Origin of the sequence: Draconibacterium mangrovi, assembly GCF_010586825.1 — a bacterium.
Lineage (GTDB): Bacteria > Bacteroidota > Bacteroidia > Bacteroidales > Prolixibacteraceae > Draconibacterium > Draconibacterium mangrovi.
This window is the reverse complement of sequence record NZ_JAAAGB010000001.1, coordinates 1149348-1168683: the sequence shown is the minus strand read 5'-3', so window position 1 is coordinate 1168683 and position 19336 is coordinate 1149348. Positions and strand designations below refer to the sequence as shown.

11 protein-coding genes are annotated in these 19336 nt (G+C 41.8%); 4 read left to right on the top strand and 7 right to left on the bottom strand.

From position 1 onward, the window contains the following. Window positions 1-28: 28 nt before the first annotated feature. The 4 genes from G4420_RS04760 (at window position 29) to G4420_RS04745 (ending at window position 6686) form a co-directional block, all read left to right on the top strand. Complete coding sequence (locus tag G4420_RS04760; protein WP_163322412.1) at window positions 29-904, top strand: pyruvate, water dikinase regulatory protein; 876 nt, start codon at window positions 29-31, stop codon at window positions 902-904. Window positions 905-1123: 219 nt separating this feature from the next. Then, entirely contained in the window at window positions 1124-2368 is a 1245-nt protein-coding gene (locus tag G4420_RS04755; protein WP_163322411.1) for a TolC family protein, read from the top strand. A gap of 19 nt (window positions 2369-2387) precedes the next feature. Then, window positions 2388-3584: an efflux RND transporter periplasmic adaptor subunit gene (locus tag G4420_RS04750; RefSeq protein WP_163322410.1), complete on the top strand. Its 1197-nt coding sequence runs from the start codon at window positions 2388-2390 to the stop codon at window positions 3582-3584. Between the two features lie 21 nt (window positions 3585-3605). Beyond that, a complete protein-coding gene (locus G4420_RS04745; RefSeq protein ID WP_163322409.1) occupies window positions 3606-6686 on the top strand; it encodes an efflux RND transporter permease subunit in 3081 nt (1026 codons plus the stop codon). A 206-nt stretch (window positions 6687-6892) separates the two neighbouring features. Here G4420_RS04745 and G4420_RS04740 read toward each other — a convergent pair whose 3' ends face one another. From G4420_RS04740 to G4420_RS04710, 7 genes are all read right to left on the bottom strand, one after another. Further along, entirely contained in the window at window positions 6893-7294 is a 402-nt protein-coding gene (locus tag G4420_RS04740; protein ID WP_163322408.1) for a hypothetical protein, read from the bottom strand. 1 nt (window position 7295) lies between these two features. Next, a complete protein-coding gene (locus G4420_RS04735) occupies window positions 7296-8741 on the bottom strand; it encodes a hypothetical protein (protein ID WP_163322407.1) in 1446 nt (481 codons plus the stop codon). A 491-nt stretch (window positions 8742-9232) separates the two neighbouring features. Further along, window positions 9233-10219, bottom strand: a complete 987-nt coding sequence (locus G4420_RS04730) for a glycosyltransferase family protein (RefSeq protein WP_163322406.1) — start codon at window positions 10217-10219, stop codon at window positions 9233-9235. Window positions 10220-10237: 18 nt separating this feature from the next. Then, a complete protein-coding gene (locus G4420_RS04725; protein WP_163322405.1) occupies window positions 10238-11353 on the bottom strand; it encodes a phytase in 1116 nt (371 codons plus the stop codon). A 93-nt stretch (window positions 11354-11446) separates the two neighbouring features. Beyond that, window positions 11447-14188, bottom strand: coding sequence for a TonB-dependent receptor (locus tag G4420_RS04720; RefSeq protein WP_163322404.1), 2742 nt, complete (start codon window positions 14186-14188; stop codon window positions 11447-11449). 187 nt (window positions 14189-14375) lie between these two features. Then, complete coding sequence (locus G4420_RS04715) at window positions 14376-16637, bottom strand: inorganic phosphate transporter (RefSeq protein ID WP_163322403.1); 2262 nt, start codon at window positions 16635-16637, stop codon at window positions 14376-14378. Window positions 16638-16870: 233 nt separating this feature from the next. Beyond that, window positions 16871-19141 (bottom strand): inorganic phosphate transporter, encoded by a 2271-nt coding sequence (locus G4420_RS04710; protein ID WP_163322402.1) that lies wholly within the window; start codon window positions 19139-19141, stop codon window positions 16871-16873. Between the last annotated feature and the right edge of the window lie 195 nt (window positions 19142-19336).

The following is a 19336-nucleotide window of genomic DNA, read 5'->3' as shown; positions in this document are numbered from 1 at the left end:
GTTCCCTTTAAAAGATAAGCGCAGCGTTATGAGCAAAACTTCACCGGCACCAATTTATGTTGTATCTGGCGGAACAGGAATCGCCGGTAACAACCTGGTTCAGGCTTTATTAATTCAGTATCCTGAAAACAAAATTCCGGTAGAGATTATCGGAAGAGTGACCACCGAAGACGAGGTTTTCGATATTATCATGAAAGCTAAGGCCGATAACGGACTGATTGCTCATACGATGGTTAACCCTGACCTGCGACACAAAATCAATGAGCTGGGAGAAGAATTTAAGGTTCGGGTGATTGATTTAATGGGTGAACTGGCCAACTATTTAGATGATACGCTTGATGTAGAGCCAATGGTGCATCCGGGATTATACCGCGAAATCAACCACCAGTATTTCGATCGGATCGATTCAATAGAATTTACGCTGTCGCAAGACGACGGGATGAGTCCCGAACGTTTACGTAATGCCGAAATAATTTTAACCGGTGTTTCGCGTGCCGGAAAAACCCCGCTTAGTGTATACCTGGCTATGTATGGCTGGAAAGTGGCAAATGTACCACTGGTGCCTGGTGTTCAGCCACCCGATGAACTTTTTCAAATTGATCCAAATCGTGTGTTTGGCCTGCATATTGGAGCCAGTCAGTTACTTGCACATCGTCAGAAAAGAATCGCCAGTTGGGAGAATCACCATGTCGAATCCTATGTCGATCAGCGTGCCGTGCGCGAAGAGATTCGGAAAGCCATGTTTGTTTTTGACCGGGGTGGATTTACGGTTATTAATGTTTCCAATAAACCCATTGAAAGTACAGCAAACGAAATTCTTTCGTACATGTCGAAACGATTTTCATATCGTGGGCGAAAACTGGTGTCGCCTTACAGTGGTCCGGCAGAACCGGGGAAGGAATAATTGAGCAAACCACCGGGGTAACGGGCATAAATTATTATGCTGTATAAAATTACTTTCATCGGGTGTGCTGGTTTTTTCAATAAAATGTGTCAAATGTTTACAATCGTTACCATTGTTATTAACTATGGGTCATAAATAATTTTGCTGCTATTAGTTAAACAAAATGCGAAAGTCTTTGTAACTTAATACACAAGAACTTGATTGTAAATTCAAAAAACCATGATAAGACTAACAAAATTCAGTTTAGTTTTCCTGTTATTTCTGGCTGGTAGTGTTTACGGACAAGACGAATTGTTAACTATTCAACAGGCCGTAGAACAAGCTATTTCTAAAAATGCCGGGCTTAACCAGATGCGGGCGCGTTTGGTTCAAAAAGAAAACGAGTGGAGAACCAACACGGGCGTTTCGGCTCCCGAAATCAGTTATTTTAAAGAAGGTATCAGCGATGATCCAACGGCGCCGTTTGCCGAAAAACGTGTGGCCATAACGCAGGAAGTGGATTTCCCGTTAACGTCGGTTTATCGTGTAAAAGCTTTGAAGCAGGAAGTGGAGGCGCAACAAAATGTTATTGTTGCTAAAGAGAAGGAAATTAATTCGCAGGTAAAAAGTAAATACATCGAAGTGGTGTATGCGCTTTATCTGCAGCGCTCGCGCGAAAATCAGCTAAAGCTTGCTCAAGACCTGTACAATGCTGTTTATACAAAGTTTGAAACGGGATTGGGAAACGGTATCGATTTGGCAAATGCCGAAATCCAGCTGGATGAAGCCCGGAATGATCTCGACCAGAGTGAGTGGATTTTGCACCAGGCACGCTACGGGCTTTTTAATGTAATGGGATTGCCCGTTGAAGAGCAGAAGTACAGTATTCAGTTTGCCGACACGCTTTATGCCACCGACATCGATATTTCGCAAATTCAGGCGCTGGCAGTTCAGGAAGAGCAGCCTGCTTACCGCGCTTCGATGAATATGCTGAATGCTTCCGATTATTTTCTGAAAGAAGCCAAAAGCAACATTCTGCCCGATGTTCGGTTTAGTTTATACAAACAGGATTACGGAACCGGCTACGATTTTAACGGTTTCGAAGTTGGTTTAAGCATTCCAATTTGGTATCCGTTCGATCAGAAAGGAAAAATACAAATGGCCACCGCCCGAAAGGAGGAATTGCTCTGGAACCAAAAGGAAATCCGGCTGAACATGAAAAAGGAAATTGAATATGCCTGGCACAATTATTCGGTGAGCCGGTCGATCGTAAACCGTTATCACGATTCGATGCAGGAGCGTTCTTCGAAATTACAGAGCATGTCGTTACGAGCCTACCAACTGGGCGAAATTGACCTCCTTGAATTGTTGAACGCGCAACAGATCTATTTAAAAAGTGAGCAGCGTTATTTAACTGCCCTCCGCGATTATTATATGCAATTGGCTGCCCTCGAGCAGTACCTCAATCAGGAATTAATCTATTAGCAATACACAAGCAAAAAATATGAAAGCCAAATTTATTCACCTCGGAATTGTAATGATCCTTTTCGCATTTGCCGCCTGTAATTCAGGAAATGAGCCGAAAGAAGAAAAAGCAGTGATTGAAACCGATGTTCCGCCATCGTTAAAGGATGGAACGGAAAAAGTGGTTACAATCAAGTTGTCGGATAAAGAGCGCGACGAACTTTCGATAAAAACGGAAGCGATAAAAAGCGAATTTGTCGATCATCAGATTTTGGCGCCGGGCGTTGTTTTCCCGTCACCGGGGCATTCCAGTATTATAAGTACGCCAATTAACGGGCAGGTAACTGCCATTAAAGTTTACGAAGGCAGCTGGGTGAATAAAGGCCAGGAACTGTTTCGTATTCAAAGTCTGGAATATGGGAACCTGATTTCGGAATATTTGCAGGCTTATGCGCAGGAATCGTTTCAGAAAAGCCGCCTGGCTCGTTTGGAACAACTGGTTGAAGAACGAATTAGTTCTACCAGCGAATTAGAGCAGGCAACAGCTGAATACCAGCGGGCGTCGGCGTCGTTAAAAGCGGCCTATGCCAAGTTGCGGGCAGTTGGTGTTCCAGATTCGGAAATTGAAAAATTTTCAGCATCAGGAAATGTTGAACCAACACTGAAAATTGTGGCACCGATAAATGGTGTAATTGAGAAGAATTTTGTGGAACTGGGGCAATCGGTAAATGCGTTGGAAAACCTTTCCCGCGTGCTCGACACACACGAGGTGCTTATTCGAGGTTATGTTTCGCCCGGCGATGCGGTATTGGTGGAACCGGGTAATGCGGTTGATATTTCGAAACGCGAGCAGGAAGATGTTACAATAAAAGGGAAAATTACTTCGGTAAATCCGGGGCTTGACGAAACCAGCCGCTCGGTAGTGGTGAATATTATCATACCGTCGGAAGATGGCTGGCCAAAACCGGGGGAGAACCTGCGGTTGGCTATAACTTCCGAGTCGCAAAAAGAAACAGTGGCCATTCAGTTACAGGCGCTTACTTATGATGGCGATCAGCCAATTGTTTTTGTGAAAAAAGATGCGAATACTTTTGAACGCCGGCCCATTGGAGTGGATCAGATAAAAGGCGATTATGTGTTTGTTGCCTCCGGGCTTACGGCCGGCGAAGAAGTGGCAGTTACAAAAGTTTTTAGCCTGAAAGCGCTGTCTCGTTTCGATATCATTTCTGAAGAATAAAACCTTAAAAATCCTCGGCTGATGCTTCAAAATATAATTTCATTTAGTGTTCGTCAAAAATACGTAGCCTTATCCCTGGTGGTATTAATGGCTATTGCCGGCTACTTTTCGTTGATAAACCTGCCCATTAACTCGCAGCCGGATGTTACGCCGGTGCAGGTTTTGGTGATTACAAAAGCCGGCAGGTATTCTCCTTTCGATGTGGAGAAGCTGGTAAGTTACCCCATAGAAACGGCCATGAACGGTTTGCCCGATGTGGCTGAAGTTAGGTCCATTTCACAATTCGGACTTTCGGCGGTTACCGTTGAGTTCGATGAGGGAACAGATATTTATTTTGCCCGCCAGATCGTAAGTCAGCGGCTGCAATCCATTGTCGATGAGTTGCCTCCGGGTGTTTCAAGTCCTTCACTGGGGCCAATCTCAACAGCATTGGGCGAAATATATCAGTACGTAGTTAAAGGTGAAAATTATTCGCTGTCGGAACTGCGCGAAATTCAGGACTGGTTGATCGCCCCACAATTAAAAATTGTACGGGGAGTAACGGAGATCAATTCGTTTGGAGGATTTGTAAAACAGTACAATGTTATCATTCAGCCGGGTTTGTTGCGCACCTACAGTATCGGTATTTCGGAAGTGATGGATGCCATTGCACAAAATAACAGCGTGTCGGGCGGAAATTACATTCAGCACAACGGCGAGCAGTACATTATTCGGGGAGTTGGACAAATTACCAGTATGGATGATGTGCGGAATATCATCGTAAAAAACATTGATAACAAGCCCATTTTTATAAAAGATATTGCAAGCGTTGTTGAAGGAAAGCAGATCAGGCAGGGTGGTGTTACCAAAGACGGGAAAGGTGAGGTAATTACCGGAATTGTTATGATGTTGCGTGGAGGAAATGGCCGCGAAGTAATTTCGGAGATCGAAGATAAAATTGAAGAAATAAACCGGAGTCTGCCGGAAGGTGTTAGCGTTGAAAAATTTTACGATCAGTCGGATCTGATTGAACGCACAACATCAACCATTTCTACCAACCTTTTGGAAGGTGGTTTTTTGGTAATTGTTGTGTTGCTTTTGCTTTTGGGAGAAATTTCAGGAGCGCTGATTGTTGCGATGGTAATTCCGTTCTCGATGTTGTTTGCCTTTATCGGAATGCGCGAATTTGGTCTGGCTGCTAACCTGATGAGTTTGGGAGCGATCGACTTTGGAATGGTGGTAGATGGTTCGGTGGTAATGGTGGAAAATATTGTTCACGACCTGCAAAAGAATAAGAAAGAGTCAAAAGATGAGATAATTCGAAAGGCGGCTAATCATGTTGTTCGTCCCATCTTTTTTGGTGTACTCATTATTCTGATGGTTTATGTTCCGATTATGACCTTCAAGGGAATGGAAGGTATTTTGTTCCGCCCGATGGCGATAACAGTGGCAGCTGCTGTGTTTGGATCTTTGTTGCTGGCACTCATTTTTGTTCCTGCTATGTCGGCCGTTGTATTCCGTAAAAAGGTAAAAGTACGACGAAACTACCTGATCGAATGGATGCGGCCGCGCTACCAAAAAGGACTGGAAAAGAACATGAACAAAATCTGGTTTGTGGGATCTTCAGCTTTGGCTATCTTTTTAGTTTCGATTTTTTTAATGACACGGTTGGGAACGGAATTCCTGCCCGAATTGGATGAGGGATCTATTTTGATCGAACAAGTTAGGATGCCGTCGGTAACGTTGGAAGAATCGATGGAAAATGCCGATTGGCTGGCCGGAAAGATTATGGAAAATATTCCTGAAGTTAAAACCGTGGTTCCCAAAACAGGTCGTTCGGATTTGGCCAACGACTGGATGGGCGTGCATCAAACCGATGTTTGGGTGGTACTTAAACCCATCGAAGAATGGTCGAAAGGCGTAACAAAAGAAGATATCATAAGCAGGATTGAACCTTATTTGCAAACCGAACCGGGTTTGGCATATAACTTCACCCAGCCAATTGCCATGCGGGTTGACGAGTTAACAAGTGGTGTAAAATCCGACCTGGCAGTTAAAATTTACGGAGAGGATTTAGATGTGCTCGATGAAATTGGTGAGAATATTTCGGCATTGTTGTCCGGTTTACCGGGTACTGACAATTATTATGTGGAGCAGTCAGCGGGGCAACCTTACTTAACCGTAAATATCGATCGAGAAGCGGTAGCCTCATTCGGTTTAAATGTGGATGATGTGCAGAAAGTAGTTGAAGCCGGTATTGGCGGTCAGGAAGCCGGGCAATTGTACGAAGGACAACGACACTTCGGCATCGTGGTGCGTTATCCCGAAAATATACGCGACCAGTTACCAAAAATTGCAGAGGCTCCGGTGCATCTGCCGGGTGGTGGTTATATTCCTTTAAAACGTGTGGCGAATATCGAATTGCAGGAAGGCCCGCGCGAGATTCAGCGCGAAAATGGCTGGCGGCGTTTAATCGTTGGGATCAACATAAAAGACATTGACCTGGGAACCTATGTTTCGCAACTGCAGGAGCAGATCGATAAAAGCGCCAGTATTCCGTCAGGCTATTTTATCGATTACGGCGGAACATTCGAAAATCAGCGCCGTGCCATGCGCCACTTAATGCTCGTAGTGCCACTTTCCATCTTTATCATTATCGGGTTAATGTACCTGAACTTTGGTAAAATGCGCTACGCAATTCTGATCTTGCTGAACCTGCCATTTGCCTTGTCGGGAGGAGTGTTCCTGCTCTGGCTTCGGGGAATGTATTTGTCGGTAACTGCAAGTATTGGATTTGTGGCTCTATTCGGGGTTGCGGTGCTTAATGGTATCGTGCTGGTCGACCATATAAATATGTTACGCAAGGAGAAAAAAGGCGACCTCAAAAAGCTGATCATTGAAGGATCAGTAGATCGTTTACGCCCGGTGTTGATGACGGCGCTGGTGGCGAGTTTGGGTTTTATTCCAATGGCGTTTAATACCGGTCCCGGTTCCGAGGTGCAACGCCCGTTGGCAACAGTGGTAATCGGTGGTCTGGTAACCTCTACATTTTTAACGCTTATGGTTTTGCCCATTGCGTATTATTGGATCGAACGCAAAAAGTCTCCAGCTAAAGAAGCGTAGCCGGCGCAAAACGGTGATGGTCTCACTCAAGGTGAGGCTATCACTATTCTGATAAAAATGCTTTCTTACCTATTTTCAGCCTTGCGGACTGAGGCATGATTTACAAAATCGCGCCAACGGGATAATATTGTTTTCATACGATTTGTAATTTATAAAAGCAGGAACCGTTCTTTATTCATAAAGAACGGTTCTATATTATTTCAGCATTATTCGATAACAGTGAAATGTTTGGTTCTGGTTAGCTTGATACTATCCTGACCAAATTCTTCTACAATATAAATGTTTCTCTTTCCATGTAAAGGATCTTGGCGATTTTCAATCAGGGCTCTTATCCATTCGATATCTTTGAGCTCATTTTTATGGTTACTATAGAAATATTGTTTTGATATTATTTGCATTTCATCTATTGGCTGAAAACCAAACCAAAAACCCCTGTTAAGGTTGGGCGTATAGTAAAAACTGCTGTCAGAATTATTTTCAGTCTTTTTAAACATACCATCTACATTGTTTTCAAAAAGGATATAAAAGGGTTTTTCCTGAATTTTATCCTGTGCGTTGCTTACTGAAATAATGATTCCAATAAAAAGAAGGCTGATTATTGTTTTCATATCAATTACATTCTTTATTGCCCGAATTAATTTCATTTACTTTTGCATTTATAGCATCTTTCTCAGCTTGTGTTTTCTGTTGCCAACCATAAGTATAACTAAGCCCTTGCCAAGCCAACGCTTCGTAATAATCAATCCCGTGAGCATAGTTATCATACTGCCTCAATGTTTGTGCCATATTTGGGATGTAATATTGTGACATGTAATCATGTTGATAATCAGGATATCCATAAGTTTGATAGTAAGCAAACAGATTTTCAAAAGTAGTATTTTCCAAATTATCTAAACCGCCCAATTTATTAACCTCCTGATATAGGTATGCATGTATTGTTTCATGTAGTATTGTTTTTGCGGTAGTAACAGGGGCAACCTCATCAAAATAGTAAGAGTTGATTTTAATTGTAACAGTGTTGTCACCGTTGTCTTTGGCCAAACCATAACTTGGATCAGTGCTGTTTACTCCAGGGGTACTCCAATAATCGACTTTATAAGTTACGTGGTAGGTATCAGATCCAAAATATTCGCTTAGTAATTGTTGCATTTGGTTTGATGTGACTAACTTATCATATACACAATCAGCTTTAGTATCTTCAAAGGAAGGATCTTCAATAACCTTAGGGCAAATACACTCTGGGCAATATACCGTTTCCTCTCCACTTTCACCTTCATCAGGCTTTGGGATAGACTTAAGAAAACTATCCTTAATACAATATCCACAATTGGAGCATATTTCGCAATTACATATCTCTCCTAAATTTTGTGAGCTACCTGAAGAACCACCTCCACCTCCACCAGTGTCCGATGAACTTCCACCACCAATTGGGTAGCAATACAAGAGATCGATGTATTCGGTAATATTTCCAAATTCATCATACCATACCAGCCAAATACAGATCATTTGCATTGATTTTGTTATCATTTCTACAGCTTGGTCTTCCTGAACCGTATAATTCCAAACATTGATGTTTTTCCTGGAAATATCGGATATAATAAAAGAACCGGTAAATCCATTTTCTTTATTACCAAAATTAATTTTTTTGATGTTCTGCAGATTCTCTTTTTTATCGGTTGATACAATTAATTCTAGATACGACTTGAAGTCGCAACCATCATACCAAAACAGCATTCGTTGCTCAACATTCTGGGTTTTATCATTCTTATCTGCTAATCCGTAACGATTCTTCAATTTTATAGGAACCTCAATCATAAAAGCAGTATCAACATCGTGCACCATAGCCTGATTCCAAATAAGTTCATCGGCAAAAGCTAAGACCGGAAAACTATTTTCGTCAGGTGCATCAATGTACCATGTTTCCGCTTTTTCAATAAGTTCATCATAGCCAGCGGAAGATTTCAGGAGCTCTTCCTGTTCAAGCTCCGATTCGTTGCAAGAGTTAATTGCCAGAATTAATCCGGCCATTAAAAATAAACAGACAATTTTTTTCATAATTTTACAAAGTTTGTGGGATTTTGGGTTGCCGCCCAACTTCCCGGTTAAACAAATAGTATTGCAGTCCCGACTTCAGTCGGGATTGTTTTTTCAAGTGGAATTACAGCTTGGGTTTCATAAATTTAAAGAAACAGGTTTGTAATCAACAGCACCTAAAATAAATACTATTATTGTTAATTACAATAGAAACTAAAAATGGGGGGGGGTAATTTAAAGTGTTTATAAATAAGTATTTAAAGTGATGAGGTGTATATAGTTTCCTATCTTTTCGAAAAGATGACATCCTTTGTTGCTCCGCAGATGTAACGTGGTTTCACAGCCATTAAAAGTATGACCTCAACCATGGTAACCGCGATATTTTTAACCCCTATGGTGTTGCCCATTGCTTATTTTTGGATCGAACGCAAAAAGTCTCCTGCTAAAGAAGCGTAACAGACCTTTGAAAACCACTTAGCGCATAAAGCAGCCGTACTTTGTTTTGGGCACCACTATTTAGTAATGGCTAGAATTACCCGCTTTAAAATACTTTGGGTATTATCGGGGTATGCAATTTTAATTGCCTGCCCCGACTGTAGCCAGTTGGAAAGAATATCGTGGCAAGAGCCGGTTTTCTGAATTACCGAGACTCCCATATCGGCCAGCATGGCTGCATTACAAGCCTGTTCGTATTGATTTTTCATGGGAATAACACACAGCTTTTTACCCATAAACAATGCTTCGGCAGGTGTTTCAAAACCGGCAGTGCACATTATTCCCGAGCAAGCGATAAACGACCGGTTAAACTCTTCGAGCGAAACCGGGTTAAACTGAATGGAGCCTTTGGTATAACTTTTCGGGCAGTGTTTTGAGAAAACCTGCCAGCGAATGGATTGATGAGGGCCAAGCAATTTTTCTATTTCCAAATTGCTAAAAGCCGGCAAATAAACGGTATAATGGCCGTTATTCGTAATAGTTGCATTTCGGATAGCAGAGCGGATAACCGGTTCAAAATTGTGCTCATCCAATTGTTTGAAATGAAAACCATAACGAAATGTTGCCGGTGCGTAATGTTTTAAAATCCATTCGCCCAAAACATCCTTTTTTGTTGGCCGGGGTGCTTTTGAATGTAAAACCGCGTTTTGATGGCTAAGTCCAACACACGTCTTCTTACGCAGTTTGCAGGCCCAGGCACTTACCGGTTCAAAATCGTTAATCACCACGTCGTACTGGTGAACGGGTATTTTGTGGATATCGTTTACCAGCCGAAAAATACGGGCTTTGGTAATGGTTTTCCAAATGGCTACACCACCTTTATTTCCAAAAATAAAGCTAAAGCCGTAAAGCCGGTATTTTACCGGAAATGGCAAACGGATATCCCCCTGAATTCCACTCACAAGGATATCCGTTTCTCCTAATTTTTTTAGCAAAGGAACGATTTCAGTGGCTCGCGCCAGATGACCATTCCCCGTGCCTTGTATAGCATATAAAATCTTCACCGAACTATTCAGGCTGATTTATTTCTGTTTTAGAAATAACTTTTCAATGGCCTCCCACGAGATGTATTTAAAATTCTGGCTTACCAGTTCTTCGCCATCGTAGTTGTAACCGTCCTGAACCACCAACATTCCTTTAGGGTATTGTGCGCCCAACGCAATGTTCGTGATGTCAATTCCGTCGGTTTCTTCCACGCCATCAACGTCACCGTCAGTAATACGGAAACTTCCCAGGTACTTATTGTCGCCCTGGCGTTCGAAAACAGCGTAACTGTAACTTCCTTGCGACGAAGCCACCAGGTAACCATTAACACTGTCGGTGGCATAAATCGCCAGTCCTTCAATATCGTAGTGCATATCCGGATTTTTTTCCGTACTCATCGAAATCAGTTTTCCTACGGTAGAGTCATCGGGTTCAGCATCGAATTTATAAATACCCGCGACTTCTTCTCCGATGTAAACCTCTCCGGGTTTATCGTCGGCAATTACGCCTTCGGTTTGTGTTCCAAGGCTCCACGAACGTACCAGATTGGCATCGATTTTATCACCTTTGGCAATCAGTAGCCACTGTTCCACTTCACCGGCTTTGCTATTCAGAAATACAAAATAGTTACCGGTTTTTGCACTTCGGTACATGCCCAAACCATAAACATCATCCTGCATTTTGGAAGTAATTACCCGCGCATGAGCCTCCTCGAGCACTCCGCCTTTTTTTACCACATACAAGGATATAGAATGCGTAGAACGGTTACTGGCTGCCAGCACATCAACTCTTTTATCACCCAGTTGAAATCCGTAACGCAAATCGCAGTTATTCATATTGCCATCGGCGTAATAATTCAATTGTTTCCCGTTGAGATCGTAGGTGGCCAGACCTCCTTTTTTATCGGTACCGATGGTAAACGAGTTCATTACATTGGTTGTATCGACCCAAATGGCGGGGTCGTCAGCCGAATCTTCGTTTTTACTCTGCGGAACAGGATCAGTTTCGGCTACCGCAACAACAGTATTTTTAATGTGTTCGCCGGCATTACGCGAACCCTCGCTGGGGCGGTTAATTTCGCAACCAACAATACTTACTACCAAAATTGCCAGTAACACACTCGCTAAAAAAATACGATTACAAGTACAATTCATCGTTTTTTGTTTTTGTGTAAATAGCTGAGAACACAACAAAGGGTGTCCTCAGCTTTAACTTTTAAAATCTATTCTATGCGGAAATGACGTTTCCTAAAAATTAAACTTCAGACCAAAATTTACTTTAATATCGTAGTACTCGGCCTGATAAGTGTATTGCGACTCGCCCTGGTAATAACGCAGCGGCGTATTTAGTATATTATTGAGTTCGGCAAACAGCATAAAGTTTTTGTTGAAATGATAGCTGGTGTTAAAATCGAGGTACGAAACCTGATCGTAGTACACATCTTCAAAAGCCTTGTCGCTGTATTCTTCCACAAAGTCGCCGGCATAATTGTACGATAAACGGGCTGACAGTTTTTTGCCTTCGTAATACAACGATGCATTTAATGTATTCTTAGGTGTTCCGGGCAAAGTTAAGTCATCATCTTCACGATCCTCGATCTGGAAATTGCTCACCGTTGATTTGGTGTAGGTATAGTTGGCATAAAATCCGGTTTGACGAAGGAAGCCCGGCAAAAAGTCGAACTGACGCTGAAAAGCTACTTCAGCACCAAACAAGGTCGCATCGCCGGCGTTTATGGGCTGGGTAAATTTCTCCCAGGTTTGTCCAAGGTATTCGTAATCCGACTGAATTCCGTTTACAATAAAGTCGCTGATGTCTTTGTAGAAGATTCCACCCGAAACCAAACCAATTGACTCAAAATAATGCTCGGCCATTAAATCGAAGTTCCACGATGTAGTTGGCGTAAGATCAGGGTTCCCGATTTCAATTTCAACATCTTCGTTATTCACCTCCACACGTGGTACCAGGTCGATGTATTTCGGACGGGCCAAAGTATTGGTAACACTGGCTTTAACATTCGTGTTTCGGTCGATCTCGTATTTCAACAGCAACGATGGCAGCACATTGGTGTAGTTGTTATCTACCTCCTCGGTATCAACCAAATCCTCCACATCACCTTCCTCGTCCAAAATCAGTTCTTTACCCGAGTAGTTGATCGATGTATTTTCCATCCTAACACCGGCAACAAGATCCAAACGGCCAAACGACTGGTCGAAACGCAGGTAAGCGGCAGTTACATCTTCCGATGCATCAAAGTTTCCTGCCAGCTCTTCCAGGTTTTCTTCACCTTCAAAATCGCCTGAAGTCAAATCTAATCCACCTAAATATTTCACATCAACAAAAGTTCCTGCAATATAATCTCCGGCCAAAAAATCGCTTTTTGTTTTAACAACGGTATTGCTAAATGCACCGCTATTAAACGCATCTTCATCGTTTGGCGAATAATCGTAAAAATCGTTATCTCGGTTTTTGCTTTTGCCTTTGTACTTGGCACCAAAACGTATAACACTGGTTCCGTTCTGAAAAGGTAGTTTAAAGTCGACTTTGAATTTTTTGTCGATATCTTCCGTATACTGATGTTCTTCAGTCAGCTCGTCAAAATCCCAGCTGCTGTTAAAATCCTGCGCTTCCGGAGTAGTAACAATTACCTGTGGTTTTTCGGTATCCGAAAGATTCTGGCTAAACTCTACATCTTTAATACGGTACTGAAGGTAACGCTCATTCGGGCGATCTTCGTTAGCTTTTGAGTACGATCCTTTCCAGTTCATTTCAAGGGCGCCAAACTGGTGTTCTCCGCCTAAGGAAAAATGATAAGTACGCTGGTCTTCCAAACGTGCATCTTTGTTGGTACCGCCTTTCACCTGTCGTTCAATTTTTGCCACATCTTCATCCAGATCTTTGTACACAACACGATATCGGTTTTCCCAGTCGTTACGGTGGTTGTACATTACTTTGGCCTCGATTTTATTATTGGCATCAAAAGTATAATCAAGTGCGCCCGAATAACTTTGGCGCAAACGCTCAATGAGGTAAGTACGCACCTGCATTTCTTTCATTATGCCTTCGTCGTTCCACTCTGCTTCCAGATCGTCGGAACCCATCATGTGATCCTGCACCGATCCGGCCAGTGTAACACCCAGTTTGTTATTGAATAACCGATCGGCGTACAAGAGCGAAAAATTAGGCGCCACTTTGCCACGCAGTGCATTGTAAGTACCGCCAACCGAACCCGTAATACGGCGCGAGTAAGGATTCGACTTCGTTACCAGGTTTACCGATCCGCCAATGGCGTCGGCATCCATATCGGCCGTAACTACCTTGTTTACTTCAATACTTTGAATCATATCCGAAGGAATGAGGTCGAGCTGAATAGAACGGGTTTCAGCCTCTGCCGAAGGAATACGGTCGCCATCAATAGCTACTGAGTTGTATTCAGGCGAAGTACCGCGGATGTTTCCAAAACGCGCTTCACCCTGGTCGTACTGCACATTGATTCCGGGGATACGTTTTAAGGCATCGCCAACATTTTGGTCGGGGAAACGGCCCACCTGGTCAGATGAAATTATGTTGGTAATGTTCATGCTGTTTTTTTGCTGGTTTAAGGCTTTTGATTGCCCCTGCAATGCACCGTTTACCACTACTTCTTCGATATCGATACCGGCTTCCAGCTGAAAGTTTAGGGTACTGGTTTTTCCCACAGCAACAGTTACTGTTTTAAGCGCTTCTTTAAACCCGATATACGAAACCCTGACCTTATACTCGCCCGGGTCGAGCGCGACAATCCGATAAAATCCGTTTACATCGGTAACGGCTCCTTTCTGTAAATCTTCAATTAAAATAGCCGCCCCCGGCAGAGGCAGGTTATCGGTATCAACAATTCGTCCGGCAATGGTTCCTTTATTCGCCGCATTTTCGTCTTCACCTTCTGCCAACGCATTAAACACGTTGACAAACAACAGAATAAATAGTAAGAGAGATAATTTTTTCATTTTGAATTTGGTTATTTAATAGGCTTCAAAATTCGCCATTAGCTCTCTGAAAGCGATTGCAGAACCATTAAAAGGGGATTAATAAAAAGGCAGCGGAGTTAATAGAATTGCAATATTTGTTTAACAATAAGCACAAAAAAAGAGGAGATCTGCAAATCTCCTCTTTTCCTTATAGGTTTTACTATTTCTAGTTTCTTGTATTCGTAATAAAATCGCGTTCCGATTTTACCAGGTTAATCGAATGAAGCAACAGATTTTCTAATTCGGTATGAATTTTAAAGTACAATTGCGAATTGCGCGTATTCACCAACTGTTGTTTTACACGTTTAAATTGTTGTTTTTCGTTATTCCGTAACAATTCAATTACCTGGTCAATTTCATTAATCAGTGCGTCAATACCTTCAAAGCGCTGTTCTTTAACCATTTTAGATATCTTTTTCAAGATAGCTGTTACACTGACAATTGTTGATGATAATTCTATCGACTGATCTTCCGTAAACGGTTTGTGATTGTTTTCCACATGGGTTATCATCGGGCTCAGCATATAGTGTACAGCATGTGCCATTTCACGTTTATGCTCGATCATCTGCACGTAATAGTGTGTTGTTTCTGCCGAGTTATCCATTAACTTCTCTGCAATTTTAAACACCTTATCTTTATTCTTTTTAGCCTTTTTCGACAACACCTTACAAGCTTCTTCTGCTTTTCGTAATCCGGCTCTGTCTTCCTTTAAAAAGCTTTGCATTCCCAAATCCAGGATTTCGGCGGTATTACCCAGGCCTTTCAGAATTTGTTTGGCACTTTTTGCAATAATAACTTCTGTTTCATCCTCTTCTTCAATATTATCTTCTTCATCGGCTAATTTTGCCTTAGCACGTTTACGGAAAAGTATTTGAGTTCTGATGACCATAAATACAGCTACTGCAACAAATACGAAAATCATAAACTTACCGCTTAACGAGATAATTAAAGCGATCAATCCTGCCACCGAGAAAGCAATTAAAGCGGTTAAAAACCAGCCCCCAATTACGGCAAACACACCTGAAATACGATAAACTGCACTTTCGCGATCCCAGGCGCGATCGGATAACGAAGTACCCATTGCCACCATAAAGGTTACGTAAGTAGTAGAAAGCGGTAATTTTAGCGAAGTACCCATTGCAATAAGAATACTGGCCACCACCAGGTTTACCGATGCACGAATTTTGTCGAATGCCGGTGCGTCAGGGTCGTCGTTATAATAGGAATGCTTTTCAAAACGTGATTTTAGCGTATTGCTTACGGCCGGCGGCATATTCTTCTGTACTTTTTTATTGAAGTTCGTAAATCCGCGAACCATAACCCGGGCTGCAAACGACGATCCAAATCGCTCATCACCCGCGTCCTGCCGGCTAAGGTTAATCTCTGTTTCGGTAACCGCGCGTGCCTTTTTCGACATGATTAAAGTAATAACCATAACCAGCCCCGAAACAATAAGCATGTAAAGAGGAGTAGTGCTCTTCCCGGCAAGATTTGCCATCGAAAATTGGTCGGCAGGCATTCCCGAGGCCATCCAATCCTGAAACGATTTAAAACCGGCAACCGGTACACCAATAAAGTTTACGAGGTCGTTTCCGGCAAATGCCATGGCCAGCGCAAAAGTACCAACCATTACAACAACCTTAAGGATTTTAATATTGAATATCCATTTCAGCAATTGAATAAATACTACCCAAAAACCCAAACTTACCAGCAATATAAATCCTACATTGTGCATGAAATAATCCTGCAAGGTCTCTCCCGATGCCAGTTCGATTCCTGCATACGACGAGCCTTTCATTCCTTTAATAAAAATAAAGTAGGTTATTGCGGTAATGGCAAGCCCTCCGAATAAGGATCCAAGATATTTCATTGGCCCGCGATAGCGGAATGAAAAGATAAAACGCGTAATGTACATTACCAACGCACCAATCGTAAAGGCAATAAAAACAGACAGAAGTATACCCGTTATAATTGCCAGTGCTTTACTTGAGTTGATGTAATTCGACAATTCGGCTGCTACCGAAAGTCCCATCCCCTTGATTTTAACGGCAGCAACTGCCACGGCAGATCCAAGTAACTCAAAAACGATACTTACCGTAGTTGATGTTGGCATACCAAAAGTGTTAAACAAATCGAGAAGAATTACATCGGTGATCATTACGGCCAGGAATATGACCATGATCTCGGCAAAATAAAACTGATCGGGATGAAAAATCCCCTTTCGGGCTACTTCCATCATTCCATTCGAGAAAGTGGCTCCAACCAGTACACCAATACTGGCCATCAGAAAGATAACCCACTTAGGTGCAGCTTTCGATCCAATTGCAGAATTTAAAAAGTTAACTGCATCGTTACTTACTCCAACAATTAAATCGGAAATTGCCAAAGCAAAAAGAACGACCACCAGAATTAAATAAAAATTTTCCATTTATTCGTTTTTAATTATGCTGTCAGATATTTCAATTTAAACTTTAATCATTTTGTAATCGTCGGCAAAGGTGTTCCAAAAACAGAATATTAATGTTACAAAACGATTACATTTTGATTACATTTTCACCTCTCAGGTGCAATATATGAATAAACAATAATCGATTTCAAATTACGCAAAATAAAAAAGCCGGAATAACTATTCCGGCTTTTAAAAATACTATGTATTGATTTTTAATTCTTTTGAACTGTATTTGTGATAAAATCGCGGTACGATTTAATCAGGTTTATAGTGTGCAATAACAAATACTCCATCTCCGAAATCAGTTTAAAGAACAACTGAGAGTTTCGTGTATTAACCATTTTGTTTTTAATACGTTTGATCTGGTTTTTCTCCATCTTGTAAATTTGTTCCAGAATCTTGTCGCGCTCTTCAATTATTTGATCGATGTCGTCAAAAGTCTTTCCTTCGATATCTTTCAATACCGATTTAAAGAACTTATCAATATTAGCTGCAACATCTTTTAATTCAATATGCTGTTCTTCAATAAACGGTTTATGGTTATTCTCTATGTGTTTAATCATTGGCTCCAACATAAAATGCACGGCGTGTGCCATTTCGCGTTTATGCTCCATCATTTGTACATAGAAATGACTGGCATCAAACGGGCCTTCAGCTAATTTTGTAATTGTTGAATAAACCTTGTCGCGATTTCGTTTCGACCGTTTCGAGAATTTCCTGGACGTTTCCTGTACCTTTTTCAAGCCGGCCCGGTCTTCTTTTAAGAAGTAATTAATACCATCTTTAACCACCTCATCGCTCGATTTTACAGCCTTTATCATTTGTCTCGAACTCTTGTCAATTATCTCTTCCTGTGCATCAGCATCTTCAATAACTTCATCCTCTTCAGCCTGCAGCTGATCACGTTTTTTTATTAAGGCGTGTGTACGGATAACCATAATTATCGCAACCACAACAAAAACGAAGATCATGAACTTACCGCTAACTGCAATTAGTAAAGCCACAATTCCCGAAACTGAAAAAGCAATTAAGGCGGTTAAAAACCAGCCGCCTATTACGGCAAAAACTCCTGAGATACGGTATACTGCACTTTCGCGATCCCAGGCACGATCGGATAACGAAGTACCCATTGCAACCATAAAGGTTACGTAGGTGGTTGATAACGGAAGTTTAAGCGAAGTACCCATTGCAATAAGAATACTGGCTACAACAAGGTTTACCGATGCCCTGACTTTATCGAACGAAGGCGGATCCTGATCATCTTCGCTAACGTACGAATGTGGTTCGAAACGAGAACTTATTCCCCCGGTTAATGCCGATGGCAGTATATTGGCAACGCGGTTATTAAATTTTGTCGCTCCTCGAACAATTACCCTGGCTGCAAACGACGAACCAAAACGCTCATCGCCTTCATTTTGTCTCGACAGGTCGAGCGAAGTTGCAATAACCGATTTCGCCTTCTTCGACATGATCAGCGTTACAATCATTACCAGTCCGGCAATCAGTAACATGTAGGTTGGTGTTCCAACCTTTCCGGCCAGCATTGCCATCGAAAAAGTATCCGGATCAGTAGCTCCTTGTGCAACCCAGGCCTGGAACGAATTAAAACCGGCCAGCGGCACACCAATAAAGTTTACCAGATCGTTTCCGGCAAAAGCCATAGCCAGCGCAAATGTACCGGCCAGCACCACAACCTTTAATATTTTTATATTAAAAATCCATTTCAGCAACTGAATAAATACGACCCAAAATGCAAAGCTATAGATTAGCATTAAACCTGTATGGTGTTTTACCCACTCCTGAATTGTTTCGCCATTGCTTAACTCAATACCTGCGAAAGTTGAACCTTTCATACCTTTTATCACAATAAAATAGGTAATTACGGTAATGGCCAAACCTCCAAAAGCCGAACCAAAATATTTCATCGGTCCGCGATATTTAAAGGTAAACAACATACGTGTTAAATACTGCACGAGAGCTCCAACCGTAAAGGCCACAAATACCGAGAGCAATATTCCGGTAATAATGGCCAGTGCCTTACTCGAATTGATGTATTGCGACAATTCCATCAATACCGAGCCCCCCGCTGTTTTGATTTTTACAACCGATACGGCTACAGCAGCCCCAAGTAATTCGAAAACAATGGAAACGGTTGTAGACGTAGGCATTCCGAAGGTATTGAACATATCGAGCAGAATAACATCGGTTATCATTACTGCCAGAAAAATGATCATGATTTCGGAAAAGACAAACATCTCCGGGTGAAAAATTCCCTTTCGGGCTACTTCCATCATTCCACTCGAAAAAGTAGCCCCGATTAGCACCCCTAAACTGGCCATTAGAAATATCACCCATTTGGGAGCTGCTTTCGATCCAACAGCAGAATTAAGAAAATTTACAGCATCATTACTAACCCCTACAATCAGGTCTGAAATAGCTAATGCGAAAAGTACAATTACGAGAATCAGGTAAAAGTTTTCCATTCAATTTTGGTTTTGATAAAGGTCGGCAAATATAAAGCAAGTAAAAAGTTTAATCGTTTTGTAATATTAATAAAATATTAACTAACCATGAAATTACCATTAACCAATTAATAACCACTTTTTTATACGACATTTGAAACCTTAATTTGCAAAGTTCGATTTTCGAATAACAGACAGTATATAACATAACTACAT